Annotated in this window: 16 protein-coding genes; all 16 read right to left on the reverse strand. The window is 36.3% G+C overall.

All coding sequences use genetic code 11. The annotated features are described in order from the left end of the window. Positions 1-49: 49 nt before the first annotated feature. The gene (locus MKY30_RS22150; RefSeq protein WP_341085401.1) at positions 50-871 is read right to left on the reverse strand and encodes an aldo/keto reductase; all 822 of its coding nucleotides are present in this window, start codon (positions 869-871) and stop codon (positions 50-52) included. 78 nt (positions 872-949) lie between these two features. Further along, positions 950-1336, reverse strand: a complete 387-nt coding sequence (locus MKY30_RS22155) for a transcriptional regulator GutM (protein WP_341085402.1) — start codon at positions 1334-1336, stop codon at positions 950-952. Between the two features lie 8 nt (positions 1337-1344). Further along, positions 1345-1698, reverse strand: a complete 354-nt coding sequence (locus MKY30_RS22160; protein ID WP_198048621.1) for a PTS glucitol/sorbitol transporter subunit IIA — start codon at positions 1696-1698, stop codon at positions 1345-1347. Positions 1699-1988: 290 nt separating this feature from the next. Next, positions 1989-2999, reverse strand: a complete 1011-nt coding sequence (gene srlE / locus MKY30_RS22165; RefSeq protein WP_341085403.1) for a PTS glucitol/sorbitol transporter subunit IIB — start codon at positions 2997-2999, stop codon at positions 1989-1991. Between the two features lie 15 nt (positions 3000-3014). Further along, positions 3015-3542, reverse strand: coding sequence for a PTS glucitol/sorbitol transporter subunit IIC (srlA, locus tag MKY30_RS22170; RefSeq protein ID WP_156985991.1), 528 nt, complete (start codon positions 3540-3542; stop codon positions 3015-3017). Between the two features lie 165 nt (positions 3543-3707). Continuing rightward, entirely contained in the window at positions 3708-4772 is a 1065-nt protein-coding gene (locus MKY30_RS22175) for a zinc-dependent alcohol dehydrogenase (protein ID WP_341085406.1), read from the reverse strand. A gap of 63 nt (positions 4773-4835) precedes the next feature. Beyond that, positions 4836-5615, reverse strand: coding sequence for a class I fructose-bisphosphate aldolase (locus tag MKY30_RS22180; protein ID WP_341085408.1), 780 nt, complete (start codon positions 5613-5615; stop codon positions 4836-4838). Positions 5616-5873: 258 nt separating this feature from the next. Continuing rightward, the gene (locus tag MKY30_RS22185) at positions 5874-7112 is read right to left on the reverse strand and encodes a cation:dicarboxylate symporter family transporter (protein WP_156985988.1); all 1239 of its coding nucleotides are present in this window, start codon (positions 7110-7112) and stop codon (positions 5874-5876) included. Positions 7113-7476: 364 nt separating this feature from the next. Next, on the reverse strand, positions 7477-8571 hold the full coding sequence (locus MKY30_RS22190) for a zinc-binding dehydrogenase (protein ID WP_147211007.1): 1095 nt from the start codon (positions 8569-8571) through the stop codon (positions 7477-7479). Positions 8572-8633: 62 nt separating this feature from the next. Continuing rightward, positions 8634-10208, reverse strand: a complete 1575-nt coding sequence (locus MKY30_RS22195; RefSeq protein WP_341085409.1) for an FGGY-family carbohydrate kinase — start codon at positions 10206-10208, stop codon at positions 8634-8636. A 116-nt stretch (positions 10209-10324) separates the two neighbouring features. Continuing rightward, the gene (locus tag MKY30_RS22200; RefSeq protein ID WP_147211005.1) at positions 10325-11311 is read right to left on the reverse strand and encodes a sugar-binding transcriptional regulator; all 987 of its coding nucleotides are present in this window, start codon (positions 11309-11311) and stop codon (positions 10325-10327) included. Positions 11312-11690: 379 nt separating this feature from the next. Then, positions 11691-12116 carry a GNAT family N-acetyltransferase gene (locus MKY30_RS22205; RefSeq protein WP_341085410.1) on the reverse strand — a complete coding sequence of 142 codons (426 nt, stop codon included), beginning with the start codon at positions 12114-12116 and terminating at the stop codon, positions 11691-11693. Positions 12117-12123: 7 nt separating this feature from the next. Then, positions 12124-12636 carry a YjcG family protein gene (locus MKY30_RS22210; RefSeq protein WP_147211003.1) on the reverse strand — a complete coding sequence of 171 codons (513 nt, stop codon included), beginning with the start codon at positions 12634-12636 and terminating at the stop codon, positions 12124-12126. A 92-nt stretch (positions 12637-12728) separates the two neighbouring features. Then, positions 12729-13454, reverse strand: coding sequence for an alpha/beta hydrolase-fold protein (locus MKY30_RS22215; RefSeq protein ID WP_156985984.1), 726 nt, complete (start codon positions 13452-13454; stop codon positions 12729-12731). Positions 13455-13528: 74 nt separating this feature from the next. Further along, the gene (locus tag MKY30_RS22220; RefSeq protein WP_341085413.1) at positions 13529-15334 is read right to left on the reverse strand and encodes an ABC transporter ATP-binding protein; all 1806 of its coding nucleotides are present in this window, start codon (positions 15332-15334) and stop codon (positions 13529-13531) included. Beyond that, on the reverse strand, positions 15324-17051 hold the full coding sequence (locus MKY30_RS22225) for an ABC transporter ATP-binding protein (protein ID WP_341085414.1): 1728 nt from the start codon (positions 17049-17051) through the stop codon (positions 15324-15326). Before MKY30_RS22225 ends, MKY30_RS22220 begins: the two co-directional genes overlap by 11 nt. Positions 17052-17159 lie beyond the last annotated feature (108 nt).

Genomic DNA, 17159 nt, shown 5'->3' on the forward strand with positions numbered 1-17159 from the left:
TAATGGAATTTATGACAATATACCATACCAAATCGTATAATTACTTAAATCAGCTAAAATCATCATCAATATTTGGATCAGCACCTATTCGACCATTATGATCAAGATTAGCAAGCTTATCCATATCCTTTTTTACAATAGAGAAATCAAATAACTTAAAGTTTTCCTTAATTCGTGGCGGTGTAATAGATTTCGGAATAACAATTGTATCACACTCTAAATGCCACCTCAAAATAATCTGAGCCGGGGTCTTATCATATTTTTGAGCAAGTTCTTTAATCAGTTCATCTTGTAAAATTGTTCCTTTTCCAAGAGGTGCCCATGCTGTAACAGCTATTGCTCTTTCCTCACAAAAGCTTTTTAATCCCTTTTGCTGAAGATAAGGATGACATTCTACTTGGTTAACCATTGGCATTACATTCACCTTATTTTCAAGTTGTAAAAGATGTTTTTTATGATGATTAGAGACACCCGGCACACGAATAAGTTTTTCTTCATACAATTTTTCAATTGCACGATAGGTTTCAATAAATTTATCAGGTAGAGGCCAATGGGTTAAATATAAATCGATATAATCAAGTCCCAACAAACTCAATGAACGGTCAAACGCACGTAATGTTTCATCATATCCTTGCTCATCATTCCATACTTTAGTAGTAATAAACAGATCTTCCCTTGAAATTCCGGATTGACGAATTGCCTCGCCTACTTCCTTCTCATTTTTATAGTAGCTAGCAGTGTCAATCGCTCGGTATCCAACTTTTAATGCTTCCTCAACAGCATTCACCGTATCTTTCGGATCTATCATTTTATAAACACCAAGCCCCACTTGGGGCATAAGTACATCATTTCTCAATTTTTTCGATATCATTTTTTAATGTACCTCCTTTTTCGGTGACTTTTATCACTATTAGTAAAAGACTAGAAATGAATATTTAGTCAATAACTGCTAAACTAGTTTCTCCTTTAGCTCTTTTTCTTTACTCTTTTGATAACTTTCAACAGCCTTAGCAATTACTTTTCTTACAGTTTTTTTATAGCCATTAAGGTTTTCCTCATTTATACTCAATAAGTTTTCATTTATTAGTTCTTCACAACTGCGCCATGAAGAAAAAAAGGTTGCACCAGACATCAATAGACAGTCTCTAATATTCGCTTCCTTATCTAATTGAAGCATGATAATAGCACCAGAAAAAATACCTTTCTTTCTCTCCACTAATACATTTCCTGTTTCTAAAAACTTATTATAATGGGTATGCAATACTTTTGTCTGCTTTACTTTAAAAAACCATTGCAAAATAACTAAAACAATAAAGAATAAAAATAGAATCTCCATTTTCTCACCTACTTGATTGTGATTTCCCCAAGATTGGATAAATCGCTTTCAAAACCCGGTGTTAAATGAATATGACCAGGTAATTGTGCCTTCTTTGCTCCATCAAAACATAGTGAGGCATGTCCAAGCGAATAGAGATTTTCATTAACAATATTGCCTACAGCTGTGACCTTATACGTACAGCCTACTATAGTCACAACATCACCTGACTCTACTTGTCCATCATGCTTATTTTCTTCGGTAACAACACAGAATGGTTTTAAATCTTCCGGAGCACTTTGATTAAAAAGAATTAATAACCCCGTTTTCAACATATCCTCAACATTTGAACCAACTTCGACAATATTTACGTTATATTTCAAGTAAATTACCTCCTTAAAAATATTTACGATAAATATTTTAACATATTATTTATCTTTTCTTTTTGATATTTTATAAATCTATTATTATACCTATTATGTTAGTTTTAACTTCAAAAAATAAAGAGAACTGAATTGGTTAGTCTATCATTTATACAATCCTATTAATAAAAACAGATACCTGTTTTACTAATTAAATGAAAGTTAATTAGCATAAACCATTTATTTCCTACTCTCATCTACTGTTAACTTTTCGCTAACTGCGAATTTTTAATTTTAATATTTCAATCACTTTAATTATAGAGTCCAATACTAAACAGATATGCAATAACAACAGCAATAGGGCTTGAAATTTGTCTCGCGATCAGGAATGCTGGTGTACCATATTCTATTGTTTTTGGTTTCGCCTGCATTAAAGACATACCTACAGGGAAGAAATCCCCACCTACTTGTGCGTTGATAGCAAACAAAGCTGGTAATGCAAATTGTGGCGGAATTGCTCCTGCTGCAATTTGCGTGCCTACTAGAACACCAACGACTTGCGCAACAGCTGCTCCTGGCCCCAAGATAGGTGACAAGAACGGGAAACTACAAATAATAGAAATAAGCAGTAATCCCCAAAGTGACGACCCTAGCGGGGTTAAAGCGTTCGCAATCAATTCCCCTACTCCTGTATATTGCACTAGTGCTACTAAAATACTAACGAATGCCATGAATGGTATAATCGTTTTCAATAACAGATCGACCGTTTTTCTACCAGAGTCTAAGAACATGGAAACTACAGAGCCAACGCCAGAACCAATTTTGGTTAATAGTTTAAATATCAGGTTACCGCTTTCTTCGGCTGCACGTTGTTTATCGACTTTTTTTGGTTGTTTCTCTAGTTCAGGTTCTACTACCGCAGCGTGTTCATGATCTGGCTGGTCTAATTCTTGTACTATTGTAATATTTCCTTTTTTAACCCCAGAAACGTATATTTCCTCTTTAATGTGCTCAGCTAAAGGGCCAGATGGACCAATCGCATTTAAATTAATCGTGTAAACCCCTTTTTGTGGGTAAACACCACATCTTAATGTACCGCCACAGTTAATAATTGCACAAACAATCTCATCATCATTCGGTACCTCTTTAAATCCATCAACTGCCACACCGCCTATAGCGTCTGCAATATGTGTAGCTAAATCATGAATTCCTCCACCTGTCATTGATAATACTTTGTTTTTCTTCCCTTCACATTGTAAATAAAGTGGGCCACCCCAACCACTACCACCTTTTTCAACTTTAATCATTATATTTTTAGACATTTTTTATCCCCCCTGTTAAACCTCGTAATTATTTCTTCTGGCAATAATTGTAAATACTATCTCGGTAATAATACCACTGATGACACCTACAACAATACCGGTAATAACATAGCGAATAGCTAAAGCTCCAACTGGCAAACCAAGTGCCTCAATACCTTGGGCAACTCCTAGCCAAACAAATAATTCAGCTGGATTTGTATGGGGAAATAAACTAGTTAAGGGATGTCCATTTCTAAAAAACGCTTCCATTAATCCTGGTTTTGACTTTTCCGGCAGGAACCTTCCCATAGTACCACTTGCTGGGCTTCCAAGGAAAAATGCAGCAAATATCGGGAATATCGAATATTTTAATATGCTACTTTTTGCTAATAATTTTCCTATTCTTTCAATTCGGTTTTCACCAACAAGATTTACAATAAATTGAATTAAAGTTAGCATTCCTACAAGTATAGGAACAATACCAGTAAACATGCCGACAAACGTATCCCCTACAAATCCGAAAAAGCCCATAAACTGTTCCGCAAAATCAACGACAAACGACATAACTTCATCCTCCTTCTATTTGTTATACTGATTTTGATTGAGATTTTAAAAAATCTTAATGCCAAAAAATTAATTTATTATATGTTTGCGCTTACATCCTATAAAGAGAGAGTGTGACACCCTCTCCAATTACTTCATACATCGTAGTATTTTTATTGTGTAAAGTTATTCTGATTCTTCTTGTAATAAAACACTTACGCGGTAACTTCCTTGCGTACTAGCAATCTCGTAAGCTTTTTGGATTTCTTCTAGAGGTACTTTTGTTTCAATTAATTTTGACACATCAACTTTTCCATCATTTAATAAATTTGCAGATTTATTAAAGTCATGTATATCAGCTCCATAGGTCCCAATCAATTCCATTTTTCTATAATGAGCTAAATTCGAATCTACATGTAATTCAGGAGCAGGATATCCTGCAGCAAAAAGCAACAATCTACCATTTAAGCGTTTAACCATTTCTAATGCTTGATTATTTGCTTTCGTAGCTCCAACGGCAAGAATAACTGCATCTGCCCCCTCATCATTTGTTAATTCTTTTACTTTTTCTACTGGATCACATTCTTTCACATCAATAACATTTAGCCTCATTGATCTTGCCGCTTCAATCTTCTTATCCATCATTTCAGTAACAATGACTTCTGCACCATATGCTGTAGCAGCTAGTGCATTTAATATCCCCATTGTTCCAGCACCAATGACAACAACACGTTCTAATGCGCTAACCCTTAACCGCTTTAGACCACTCACCACAGTTGCAAGCGGCTCCAAAAATCCAGCCTCACTAAATGATAATTTGGGATTCATTTTAATAACTGCATTTGCATCTTTAACATTATAAGTTGCAAAACCTAAATGACCGTAATATCCTTCATCATTTTTATCTTTAAAAGGGTTTGATATCTCTACACACTCGCTCGTTCTCCCAGTTTGACAAGCCGTACATTCTCCACAATAATCATAAGCAAGTGCAACATGATCTCCTATACTTAATTCATCTCTTACATTTTTACCTTTTGCGACAAGGATTCCAGCACCTTCATGTCCGCCTGCCATCGGATATGGTTGATGTTCCCTTAGACCAAGCCATTGCCCGAAATCTGTTGTACAAATATTACAATTTTTTTGCTTAATGAGGACTTGATTATCACCAACCTCTGGGATTTCTCCTTCATGTACCTCTGCATTTTTTGCGTTTGTTAAAACAGCAAACTTTCTCATTTTAGTCATCAAAATTCCTCCATTAAGTTATTCTTGTGCTAAATATTTCGAGTTACTTAATAATTAACATTTTTAGTTTCTGGGCTTATGGATAATTTCTGCAAATCTAGCTAATAATTCTTTTGCTTCTTTGGGCGGCCGTTGCCAAACATTCCTGCCAATTGCAACACCATTAATACCAACATTAATAGCATCATCTACCATATTCACTAAATCTTCCGTAGTCCCACTTTTATTTCCACCTAGTAGAATAATAGGAATATCAAAATAATTCACCCAATTTTCAAGTGTTTTTGTATCACCAGGGTGAGCTACTTTTAATATATCCGCACCTAGTTCAAACGCAGCCCTATTTGCATCAGAGAGAACTTTTGCCCGCTCTTTAGGATCTTCGATTGGCTTTGATGTAAGGGGCTCCACTAAAACCGGCATTTCCCATTTTTCTGCTTCCTCAATAACTGAGGCTATCAATTTCATAGAACGCATTCTTTCCTCAGCAGGACGATCCCAAAACAAAACAAGCTTTATACAATCATATCCTTTACGGACTGCAAACTCTGGACTGAATGTTAAATGATGTTCCATTCGTTCATTTTTTACTTCATAACTAAAAATATCCGAATTTAACATTCGGCCTGGTGTGCCTTTTCCATAAAAAACTTCTTCAGCTTGTCTAGCAACACCATCATTTAGTAATATTGCGTCAATATCAGGTGTTTGTAACTCTTTAAGAATCTTAACTGGGTCTTCTAATCCTTCAATACTCCCTCCAATTCCATGATCTACAGGTAATATAAGTGAATTACCTGTGTCCTTTCTAAAAATTCTTGACAGCCGTAACGATTTTCCCATTTGGTCGTCCACTCCTTAGATTATTTTGTATAAAGCATCAACCCATTATTGTTTAAATTATTACAACTTAAACCGTTTGTACGTATAATGGTTTAAAATTATAATAGTATAATTAATATTCTTTGTCAATTCATTATTTTAAAATTTCAATTTATTTATTATTGATTAATGTCTGTAAAATGAAAAGATCTCATAATATGATTTGTAACATATAAAAAAACAAGACGCTTTGTACTTATGCGTCTTGTTTTTTGTATATTAAGCCCTGGATGATACATCTGCCTTTTCCATCCAGTCTTTCCCTTCAATATGTCTTGCCACAACCATACTTGAAACGGTATCACCTGTCGAGTTAACCATCGTAGCCGGCGGATCAACAACAACTCCGATCGCAGTAATGATTGGCAGAGCTTCGATTGGAAAACCGTACAGCGTAATTATCATTAATTCTCCCGTAAAACCTCCGCCCGGGATTCCACTCATAACAATACCGGATAATAAACAAATACCAATAGCAGTTAAAAATGTATCAATCCCGGTGAAGTCCTTGTTAAATACTCCAAAAATAAAAGCGATTTTTAACATAGCTGATAAACAGGAACCATCCATATGAATAGTTGCTCCGAGAGGCATGATCGTCTCACGGATATCTTTTGGAACTCCAATTCGTTCGGCTGCCTGCAGGTTAACCGGAATGGTTGCCACACTACTGCCTGTTCCCAGCGAGGTAGCAGCAGGACCTAGTATATTCTTCCAAAAACGGCTTATTCCTTTTCTTCCTCCGGCGATGAATGCATATAATGTAAAGCCGATAGCAAAATACAGTATAGCAACTGGATAATAAATAATCACTGCTTTTGCATAATCACCAATCAGTGCTGTTCCGAATTCTCCTACCAATGAGGCAAAGTATGCACCCAATCCAATTGGCGCATAGTACATAATCAGCTGAATCAGCTTCATAAATACGTCAGAGGCGCTGGTCAGGAACCTTGCAAGTGGTCTTCCTTTCTCTCCTGTCAATCCTGTTGCGACACCAATCAGTATCGACATAACAATAAGAGCCATCATATTATCTCTTGAGAACAGTTCAACAAAATCAGGAACAGTAAATGTATTGACTAGTTGATCTGCCAAGCTCTGTTCTTCAACATTATCTGGGGCACTCAATGGAATATCTACCCCTGAACCCGGCTCAAAAATAACTACGGCAACAAGCATAAATACAGCTGCAATCACTCCAGTTATGATAAATACCGTAATCATGGAACCCATGATTTTCCCAAGTCTTTTCATACTGTCCATGCTGGCAATAGCAGACGATATAGAGAAGAAAACAAGAGGGATGACAATCATAAATAATAAATTAATAAATAGATCTCCAAACGGCTTTATTACTGTTGCATCTTCTCCAAAAATCAAACCGATTATCGCTCCAACAATAATAGAAGCTAAAAGGATAAGCGGAAACCGGTAGGCTTTTAATTTTTCTAACATCTTTTTATTTCCTTTCCCTTTACAATATGATTTTAATAGAATCTATTTTATTTTACAGGAATGATGAAATGATGAAAAGTTATTAAATATTCATATAATTATTAAATTCTCTTTCGGAAAGGTTTTTATAAAAATTTTTCTGCTCATCATCAAGGAGCATTAAAGGTAAAGAAGATTACCAAATAAAATAATCAAACTATACAAAAAATCACTATTCTATACGACCGTATAGAATAGTGATTCCTTAAGACAAGTTGTATTTTATTTTCACCGGTGATAAAATGAAGCGACGGACATATTGGTCTGGAGACATGGTAGAGTGGAATCAATCAGTCTTATTCCAGAACGATATGTCAGTCCTCAATTATTTTACATAAGCTGCATCTTCTTTATCCTTTGATGCTTTACTGCTTAATTCTGGTTTTACAACGATTTTAATATGCTCCGGCTGTGGACCTGCAACTAATATATCTCTTGCTTCTTCTAAATCTACTACCTTAGAAATCATAAAGTCGGTTTTTATTCGGCCAGTTGTAATTAAATCTGCTGCAATACGTAATTGTCTTGCTGTCGAATCCGATGTTCCTGTAATTGTAATTTCATTATAGTGAATTACATTCAAATCAAGAGTGGCTTCAGGCTTTTGCTTAGGCATCCCCCCAAAAACATTGATTCTGCCTCTTCTCCTTACCCATTGCAATGCGTCACTAACTATTCCTGGTACTGGTACAGCAACAACCACTACATTAACCCCTAATCCACCCGTAAGCTCTTTTATTTTTTCAGCTGGATCTTCTTCTTGTGGGGAGAAAACAATATCTGCTCCATGTTTTTTTGCAATCTCTAAACGATTCTTATCAAAATCGCTGGCAATAATTTGTTTGGCACCATTTAATCTGGCTAATTGAATATGAAACAATCCCATCGGACCGCAGCCGACAACAAGTACACTATCTCCCAGCTTCACCTCAGCTATTTCCTGACCATTAATAGCACAGGACAAAGGTTCACTCAATGCAACCTGCTGCAATTTATCACTTGAAACCTTCAATACATTTCCGGATCGGATGGAACGTTCAGGAACTCTCATATATTCTGCAAATCCGCCATCATAATTATATGCGGTTGCTTGTTTGTCCAAGCATTGATTTTCATAGCCCTCCAGACATAATTCACATTTGCCGCAGGGACTTACTGCTGCAACAACAATATGCTCGCCGACTTCAAATTCATCCTTCCAGCTTTCACCAACCTTAACAATGGTTGACGCTATTTCATGTCCCATAACCCGAGGTAAGTCCATTCCATGCGCTGATCCCCCTGCTGAAATATTTCGAAAATCACTGCCGCAAATTGTGCAGGAATCAATTTTAATCAAAAGTTCATTATCGTTAATCTCAGGAACGGGGATATCATCTACTCTCATATCTTTTGGTCCATATAATCGTAATGCCTTCAATGCAAAATCCTCCTTAAATACTGATTTAAATCCTGCTATGCTTTTATCATCTTTTAATCTAGTTATACAGATTGTTTTACTACTTTTTCAGCAGCAATTCCATCAAGCTTGCTTGTAGCATGCATCCATTCTTTAAATTGCGGATAAGCTTTTTGATATTGCTCACTGTATAATTTATAGATTTCATGATTCTCCGGATTAGGCTCTATACGCTTCTTATAGCGTACCATATGACTTACTGCTTCATCTGCATTTGCATAAGCTCCCGCTGTAACCGCTGCCATAATAGCTGAACCTAAACAGGCTACCTGATTCGATTCCGGAACATTGATTGGTAAATTACTTACATCTGCATGAATCTGCAAATACAAATCACTGTTAGTTGCTCCTCCTGCTAAATATAACTCTTCTACCGGAATACCATTTTCTTTAAAGTTTTTAATATTTAATTCAGTACCATACGCAATCGCTTCCATAATAGCCCGGTAAATATGTGCCCGTGTATGCTTTAAAGTCAAACCGGAGATAAAACCGCGGACATTCGCATCAACATAAGGTGTACGGTTTCCCTGCCAATACTCCAGCACAAGAAGACCTTCTGATCCTGGCGGCAGCTCAGCAGCCTCTTTATTTAAGATATCGTAGACACTGATGCCTTCCTGTTTTGCCTGTTCCTCAATATCTATTCCAAAATGTGTTTTAAACCATTTAATAACAGAGCCTGAAGAAGCCTGGCCGCCTTCAGCTAATTTCATTCCTGGAAAAACAACTCCTGGATATGTTCCAAAGATTCCTTCTTTATGGATTGATTTATCTGTAAATGCCAGATTACAATGCGAAGATCCTGTAATTAGTGCAAGCTTTCCTGGTTTTGTCACGCCAAGGCCAATCATTCCATTTAAGCAATCTACTCCCCCCTGGCCGACAGGTGTACCTTCTGCTAATCCTAAATGCTCCGCTGCATAAGGAGTGAGGCCACCGATATATTCCCCCAGATATTTAATTTCTTCAGGAAGCTTATCAAAAATATCCTCTAAGCCAATTGTTTTATAAAAGTCCTCAGGAACTCCACCATTTTCCTGGTCATAATACCATCTCAATGTAGTCGTACTTGCTGAACCAGTGTTTCTCCCAGTCATCATAAATGTATACCAATCTACATAATCCATAATTTTTTCTGTTTCATGATAATTCTGAGACTCATGATTTTTAACCCATAGTACTTTACTAGGCATCCATTCTGCCGAAACATTACCAAAGCCGTTATATTTTAATGCTTCATGACCTGTTGCAGCCATCTTCTCCGCTTCTTCTGATGAACGGATATCCATCCAGATAACAGCTTTTCTTACAGGTGTTCCATCTTTTTTACAGAACACAACGCTGGAGCAGGTAGTATCTAAACCGATACTGATAATTTCATCTTTAGAAGCATTTGCATCCTTCATTGCTTTTTTTATACTTTCTGCCAGAGACGCCCACCAATCGTTTGGATCCTGTTCAGCCCAGCCCGGCTTCGGGTAATATGTTTTATAAGGTGTTATTCCCTCTCCGACTTCATTTCCTTTTAAATCAAAAATTCCTACACGAACACTTTCTGTTCCGCCATCCACACCAATAACAAGTTCTCTTTTCACAAATACCCTCTCCCCTATATTTTCTTTTAAAACATGTCTATGAAAAACAGGTGAAAACTATTAGAAGCTTAAAAGAAATATTTTGATGAAGGTTGCCAGATATATATAGAGTTCATTTATTTTATTTCGATCTCTGATTCCATACCTTGTTTTACCTTTTCTTTTTGGTTTCTCAACAAGTATTCTGCAACATGTTCATCGGTAATTAACGTATCCACCCATTCCCCTGCAAGTGCTGAATCAATTGCTTCTTTCTTATAATCATTTCCAGATACTAATACAACTTTAGAATGTTTGCTGATCTCTTCAATGCTTGATCCAATCACCCTGTTATGGATGTCAATATTGGGAATTCTTCCATCAGAATCAAAGAACCAGCAAGCCACTTCCCCCACGACATTCTCTTCTTTCGACTGTATTTTTTCTTCTTCCGTTAATAAATGAATATGGGCATAAGAAGAGGATTCTACACCAACGCTAATAAAGGTTATATCTGTTTCTAATGATTTTTTAAATACATTTTGAACAGTTAAGTCACTTAGTATAGATTCTTTTAATTCCTGGTTAGAAACAATAGCTGGTGCGTATAGTGGATAACACTTTGCCCCTAATTTCTCTGCAACTCTTTGGGAAATGGTATTGGCATCTAAACCATAACCCATTCCCGGCCAATTCCCACCCATAATTGGAACTACTTCACAATCAATTTTCTGCTCATCCCCTAAATAGTAAGCAAGCCTCTTTAACGTTTCCCCCATAGAAAAGCCAACAGTCATACCATCGTTCACCTGGTTCACAAGATATTCTGCTCCTGCCTGCCCCAGGGAATTTAATATATTCTCCTCTTTCGTTGAATATACTGGAACTACAATGGCTTCACTTATTCCAAATACTTCCTCCAACTGCTGCTCTAAGTCAAAACAGCGGGTTACCGGGGTCGTTACATTTATCTGAACAATACCTTGCTCCCGCGCCTCTAGTAAAAGCCTTGATATTTTACTTCTGGAAAAATTAAGCTCCTGAGCAATATCATGCTGGGACATATTATCGATATAATACATATATGCAATTTTTGATAATAACCTCAAATCTACTTTAGACATAATGAAAATATAGCCTCCTGCTTATCTCAATTATTTATTTTTTATCATATCACTCCTTTGTCATTTTTTGAACGAGGTTATTACCGAATAACAAATGAACAAATGTGCAAAATATAAATCATTTGTTCATTTTTGATTAGTATAAATCAATAAAATTTTAATGTCAACGCTTTCATTAGATTTTTTATTTAAATATTTCCTAATTAATAGAAATTTATTCGGGTTTTCTTGACTTTTTGATAGAAAATTGCATTTGTTCCACTTTGTGAACGTTTTTTGAAATATTTATAAAATAAATTTTCATTCATAAGAATTTTACAGTCATTTAATCTGCAATAAAAAAAGGTCTTATCCCAGAGAGATAAGAGCCTTCTTAAAATTATAAGTATTTAACCATTGTAACATGCGGAATACCTGCATCCAGAAATTCTCCAGAAGTAACCTCATAGCCCAGCTTTTGATAAAAATCCTGTGCATGTGTCTGTGCGTTTAGCTTAGCTTTATGAAAATCCCGGTTTTTGATTTCTTCTTCCATCTTAAGCATTAATTTTTTCCCGAGAGATTTTCCACGCTGCGATTTCAAGACACAGATTCGTTCCAGCTTACCGTAACCATCTTCCGTGAATCGTAAACGGGCGGCAGCAACAGGGAGTTCATCCTCATATGCAATAAAATGCGTTGCAGTTTTATCAAATTCATCTATTTCTCTTTCCGGCGGTACGTTCTGCTCCTCAACAAATACCTCTGACCGGATTTTATATACAGCTTCTAACTCTATAGGAGCAGTCGCAATCTTTACTAACATGAATATTTTATTCCTTTCCCAATAAAAATGTTTCATAAACCGTCCAGGAGCCATTTTCTAATTCATATAACAGCTGGAAACGGTCAATATAATCTTTGATTTCAAAGCCTTCCATTTTCAATCTTCCTACAATATCTCTGAATTCATCATGCACCAAGTCCTGTGCAATCGTAATGTGCGGCACAAAAGAATGGTCCTGGTTATTTTCAAATATCCCCTGCTGCAGCTGTTCGTTCAGCATCTTTAATTGTTCAATCGGTTCAACTTTTAAATAAATAGTGTTTGTTATTGGTTCAAAGGTACTGACTTTATTAATATGGATATAAAAAGGATCTACACTTCCCGCAACTTTACGCAATTCCTGAGTAACTTCATCTATCTTCTCAGGGTCTGTTTCAAACGGGTACTTTAATGTAATGTGTGGAGGGATTAAAGAGTACCTTGGGTCATAACGTTTTCTTAATGCATTGGCTTGATCCTGTACAGTTTTTGAAGGGAAAATCGCAATTCCATATTTCATTAATACAACCTCCTGGTATTATATTATTTATTATAAGCTATATATAATCTATATCTACATAAGTATAGCAAAAGAAAATGAAAATAGAAATTTTAATCAAACAATGTTGTCAATAGACGCCGCATATCATTTTGCCAATACTTCCAAGTATGAATGCCGTCTTCTAATTCGTGATACGTATAAGCTGCTCCGGCTTTTTCCAATGCTTTATTTAATTTCCGGTTGGGTTCTACAAAATCAGCTGTATTCCCATCACTCATTTGAACCTCTGTTTCTTTTGTACCAATTGTATGGTAAATATCCAGAGTGGACAAAGGCTTCGCCTGCTCTACATATGCTAATACCGTATCATCAACATATGGAGATTGAATACCTATCTTTCCAAATGTATGCGGGTATTTCATTGCTGTCATCAATGCAAGTGTACCTGCCAGAGAATCACCGATTAAAGAACGCGATTTCCCCATATGGTATGTCGGTATGAAATCATCTAAGTAAGGAACAACCTCACGAACTAGAAAATTTATATAAGCTTCATTCTGTTCGCCAGATGGGTGATATTTCTTCCTGCGGTCATATTTATCTTTATAGTGAATACCGACAAAGACAACATTGTGCATTTCTTTTTCATCATGAAGCTTATCGCTTAATGTAGCAATTCTTCCCATTTGAAAATAATCTTTTCCATCCTGCATAATACAGATTTCATATTTATACAGTTCAGAAAAAGTCTCCGGGTGATAAATCTGTAATGTCATGGTCTCTTTTAAAAAAGAGCTGTCTATTTCTTTTTCAATCATTTTTCCTTTTCTGCGCAAACGTCCCACCTCAGCCTTTTTATAATATAGCAATAGTCTATCATTGTATGATCGGCCTGTCACTTGAAGCATTTTTATTGATAAAGCTGATAATACTTTCCCTGCAGGTTCATTAATTCCTGATGATTTCCCTGCTCCATGATTTCCCCATTTTCGAGCATAATAATTTCATCTGCTTCCCGAATAGTATTAAGCCTATGGGCGATAACAAAACTAGTTCGCCCCTTCATCAGACGTTTTAATGCTTCCTGAATTTTTAATTCTGTTACGGTATCAATATTACTGGTTGCTTCATCAAGTATTAAAATTTTAGGTTCTGCTAATAATGCGCGTGCAATGGTCAATAGCTGTTTTTGACCTTGGCTTATACCGCTTCCATCCTGATCCAGTATCGTATCATATTTATCCTGTAAAGATAGAATAAAGTCATGGGCATTGGCATCTTTAGCTGCCTGCTCTATTTCCTCGTCAGTTGCTTCCAGTCTTCCGTAACGAATGTTTTCACGGATGGTTCCGTGAAATAAGAAAGTATCCTGTAACACAAAGGCCATATGTTTACGAAGGCTGGAGCGTTTTATTTTTTTGATATCAATACCATCCAATGTGATCTGGCCGCTATTATAATTATAAAAGCGGGAAATAAGGTTAATAATAGTTGTTTTTCCGGCTCCGGTATGCCCTACAAACGCAATCATTTCTCCCGGTCTTGCCTCAAAGCTGATATCATTCAGAATTTTAGCTGATTCATAGCCAAAGCTTACTTGATTAAAAACAAGATGACCTTTTGTATCTGGAATCTCTACAGCATCTTTCTCATCGATTTCTTCTCCAGTTTCATCCATTACCTGAAAGACTCTTTCTGCACCGGCGATAGCGGATAATAATAAATTAAATTGGTTGGATAGTTCGTTTAAAGGTCTAGTAAATTGTCGTGCGTATTCTGTAAAGATAACAATTGTCCCTACAGTCACCAGTGATCCATCTGAGGTGATAACAAGTACCCCGCCTACAAAGGCAATCATTGCAAAGCTTAAAAAATTCAACGTATTCATGATTTTAGGAATAAACCCGGAGATTGTTAATGCCCAAAAACCTGTGTTCTGCAAGGATTTATTCCTTTGCTCAAACTGGCTGGTTACGTAATCTTCCTGTGAATATGTTTTGACAACGTGCTGACCGGAAACGATTTCTTCCACATAGCCGTTTACATCACCTAAGTCACGCTGCTGCAGTTTATATAATGGCCCGGTTCTTCTAGTAATCCAGCGCATTGAAAAAAACATGACAGGAATAATAGACATCGTCACTAGTGTTAAAACAGGACTCAAATAAAGCATAATACTGACTGTCCCTAGTAAGGTAAGGATACTGGCAAAAATTTGAATGACAGACTGGTTCAATGTGTTATTAATATTATCTATATCATTTGTTAACCGACTCATTAATTCTCCGTGCTGCCTCTTGTCAAAATAGGAGATAGGCAGCCGGTGAAATTGTTCAAACAGGTTTTTCCGCAATGTATATACCGTTTGCTGTGAAATATCGACCATCCAATAGTTTTGGAGAAACAGTGACAAAGAATGGATAATATATACAATAACCAGCCCCACAAGTAAAAGCCCCAGTCCATTAAGCTGCTGGACCGCAATAAAATTATCAATTGACATCCCTACGAGAAATGGTCCCAAAAGAGCAAATATCGAACTGATAAAAACCATCAAAATGACAAGAAATAATTTTCCCTTCTCCATCTTTAAATAATTCCAAATCTGCTTTAAGGTTGCTCCCATATTTTCTGCTTTTTTAGAATCAAATTTGTTCACATTCGATAAATCAATCCGTTTATATTGAAAGGCCGCTTTTAAAGAGTTATTTCGCATGGAGAACCTCCTTTTCCTGCTGTGATTCCGCGATAGCCCGATACAAATTAGAACGGCTCAGCAAATCTTCATGTGAGCCTATGTCCAGAATCTTTCCCTGATCGAGCAGGAGAATGCGATCTGTTTTTTTAGCAGTGGCTATTTTTTGTGTAATTAGGAGTACAGTACACTGATAATTATTTAATGCCTTCAGGAATCGTGCTTCTGTAGCTAAATCAAGAGCACTCGTGCTGTCATCAAGCATTAAAATCTCCGGTTTACGGATAAGTGCTCTTGCAATGGATATACGTTGTTTTTGTCCACCTGAAAGATTAACTCCTTTTTGACCGACTCTTGTTTCATATTGATGTTCCAAATTTTGAATGGTGTCATGGATTTGTGCATCCTTAGCAGCTTGAATCACTTCTTCCATCGTTGCATCCTTTTTTCCAAAAGCGATGTTATCAAAAATGGACCCGGTAAATAAAAGCGGTGACTGGGGAACATAGCCGATACTATTTCGTAAAGCTTTAAATGAATAGCCATCTAAAGGTATGTCATCTATATATATCCTCCCTCTTGAAACTTCATAAAGCCGGGGCATTAACTGGAATAAAGAAGTCTTCCCGGAACCGGTTGCTCCTATAATCGCAAGGCGTTCACCAGAATTTACGGAAAAAGATATATCGGACAGTGTTTCAGCTAATTCATCTGGATAGCGGAAAGAAACATCTTCATAAACAATACAGCCTTTAGATACAGAATAATCCGTCTGCTTCTGTTTCTCCCCTTCTCCATCATCCTCTATCAGTACCTCATTAATTCGCTCAACAGATGCTTTTGTCCTAGAAAGAGCCATAATAATGAAAGAAAACATAGAAATAGACATTGCTACCCGTAGTGCATAATTAATCATCGTAACGACTTCTCCTATATTTGCCTGACCATTAATCGTTTGAATACTTCCAAACCAAACAATAAAAATTAAGCTTAAATTCATCACAAAAAGTAAAATTGGTCCAGTTGATTCAACGATTCGAAAGGTTTTCCTTGTCGTTAAAGCAAGCGTACGGTTAGCATTATCAAACCGGTTTTCTTCTGTGTAACGACGTGTAAAGGCTTTGATAAGTCTCATGCCGGCAAGGTTTTCCTGCATCACTCGATTGACACTGTCCACTTGACTCTGGACCTGCTTAAATAATTTACTTGAGATTTTTAATACCCACAAAAGGAATAGAACAAGAAGCGGTACAGTAATTAGAAAAATTAACGCCAGCCGGGCATTTACCATAAAAGCCATAATAACACCGCCAATTACAGTCAAGGGTGCCTTTGCCATAATACGAAGAACCATGAAAACGGTATTTTGAATCTGCCGGATATCATTTGTAAACCTTGTAACCAGAGAGGATGTAGGATATTTATTCAATTTTGCATAGGAAAAGCTTTGAATCTTTGCAAATAATTCTTTTCGTAAATCATAAGCATAGGAAAAACTGACATGAGATGATAGAAAAGAATTCAGAACTCCTGCAAGGAATGATAATAAAGCCAAACCAATCATAATTGATCCCCAGAACACAATATTCTGGATATCCTGATTCACAACCCCCTGATTAATCATTAACCCTAAGAAAAGAGGGAGCAATAACTCTACTGCCAGCTCGATTAGCATAAGTGAAAATGCAATAATCGAAGGAAATTTATATGGACCTAAATAAGAAAAAACTTTTCGCAAATAATCCACCTACCAACCAAAAAGTAAAAGTATTCAGAAATTCAATTAAAAATAAATTATTTATTTTATTATAGAATGAACGCTGATAAATAAGCCAGTATTTAGTTC

Origin of the sequence: Oceanobacillus sp. FSL W8-0428 (assembly GCF_038004405.1) — a bacterium.
GTDB classification, from domain to species: Bacteria; Bacillota; Bacilli; order Bacillales; family Amphibacillaceae; genus Oceanobacillus; species Oceanobacillus sojae.

Bases quoted from the DNA above. Each gene is read 5' to 3' on its own strand.
- MKY30_RS22150 (WP_341085401.1), bottom strand. From the start codon at position 871: ATGATATCGAAAAAATTGAGAAATGATGTACTTATGCCCCAAGTGGGG.
- MKY30_RS22155 (WP_341085402.1), bottom strand. From the start codon at position 1,336: ATGGAGATTCTATTTTTATTCTTTATTGTTTTAGTTATTTTGCAATGG.
- srlE (WP_341085403.1), bottom strand. From the start codon at position 2,999: ATGTCTAAAAATATAATGATTAAAGTTGAAAAAGGTGGTAGTGGTTGG.
- srlA (WP_156985991.1), bottom strand. From the start codon at position 3,542: ATGTCGTTTGTCGTTGATTTTGCGGAACAGTTTATGGGCTTTTTCGGA.
- MKY30_RS22175 (WP_341085406.1), bottom strand. From the start codon at position 4,772: ATGACTAAAATGAGAAAGTTTGCTGTTTTAACAAACGCAAAAAATGCA.
- MKY30_RS22180 (WP_341085408.1), bottom strand. From the start codon at position 5,615: ATGGGAAAATCGTTACGGCTGTCAAGAATTTTTAGAAAGGACACAGGT.
- MKY30_RS22185 (WP_156985988.1), bottom strand. From the start codon at position 7,112: ATGTTAGAAAAATTAAAAGCCTACCGGTTTCCGCTTATCCTTTTAGCT.
- MKY30_RS22200 (WP_147211005.1), bottom strand. From the start codon at position 11,311: ATGTCTAAAGTAGATTTGAGGTTATTATCAAAAATTGCATATATGTAT.
- MKY30_RS22205 (WP_341085410.1), bottom strand. From the start codon at position 12,116: ATGTTAGTAAAGATTGCGACTGCTCCTATAGAGTTAGAAGCTGTATAT.
- MKY30_RS22210 (WP_147211003.1), bottom strand. From the start codon at position 12,636: ATGAAATATGGAATTGCGATTTTCCCTTCAAAAACTGTACAGGATCAA.
- MKY30_RS22220 (WP_341085413.1), bottom strand. From the start codon at position 15,334: ATGCGAAATAACTCTTTAAAAGCGGCCTTTCAATATAAACGGATTGAT.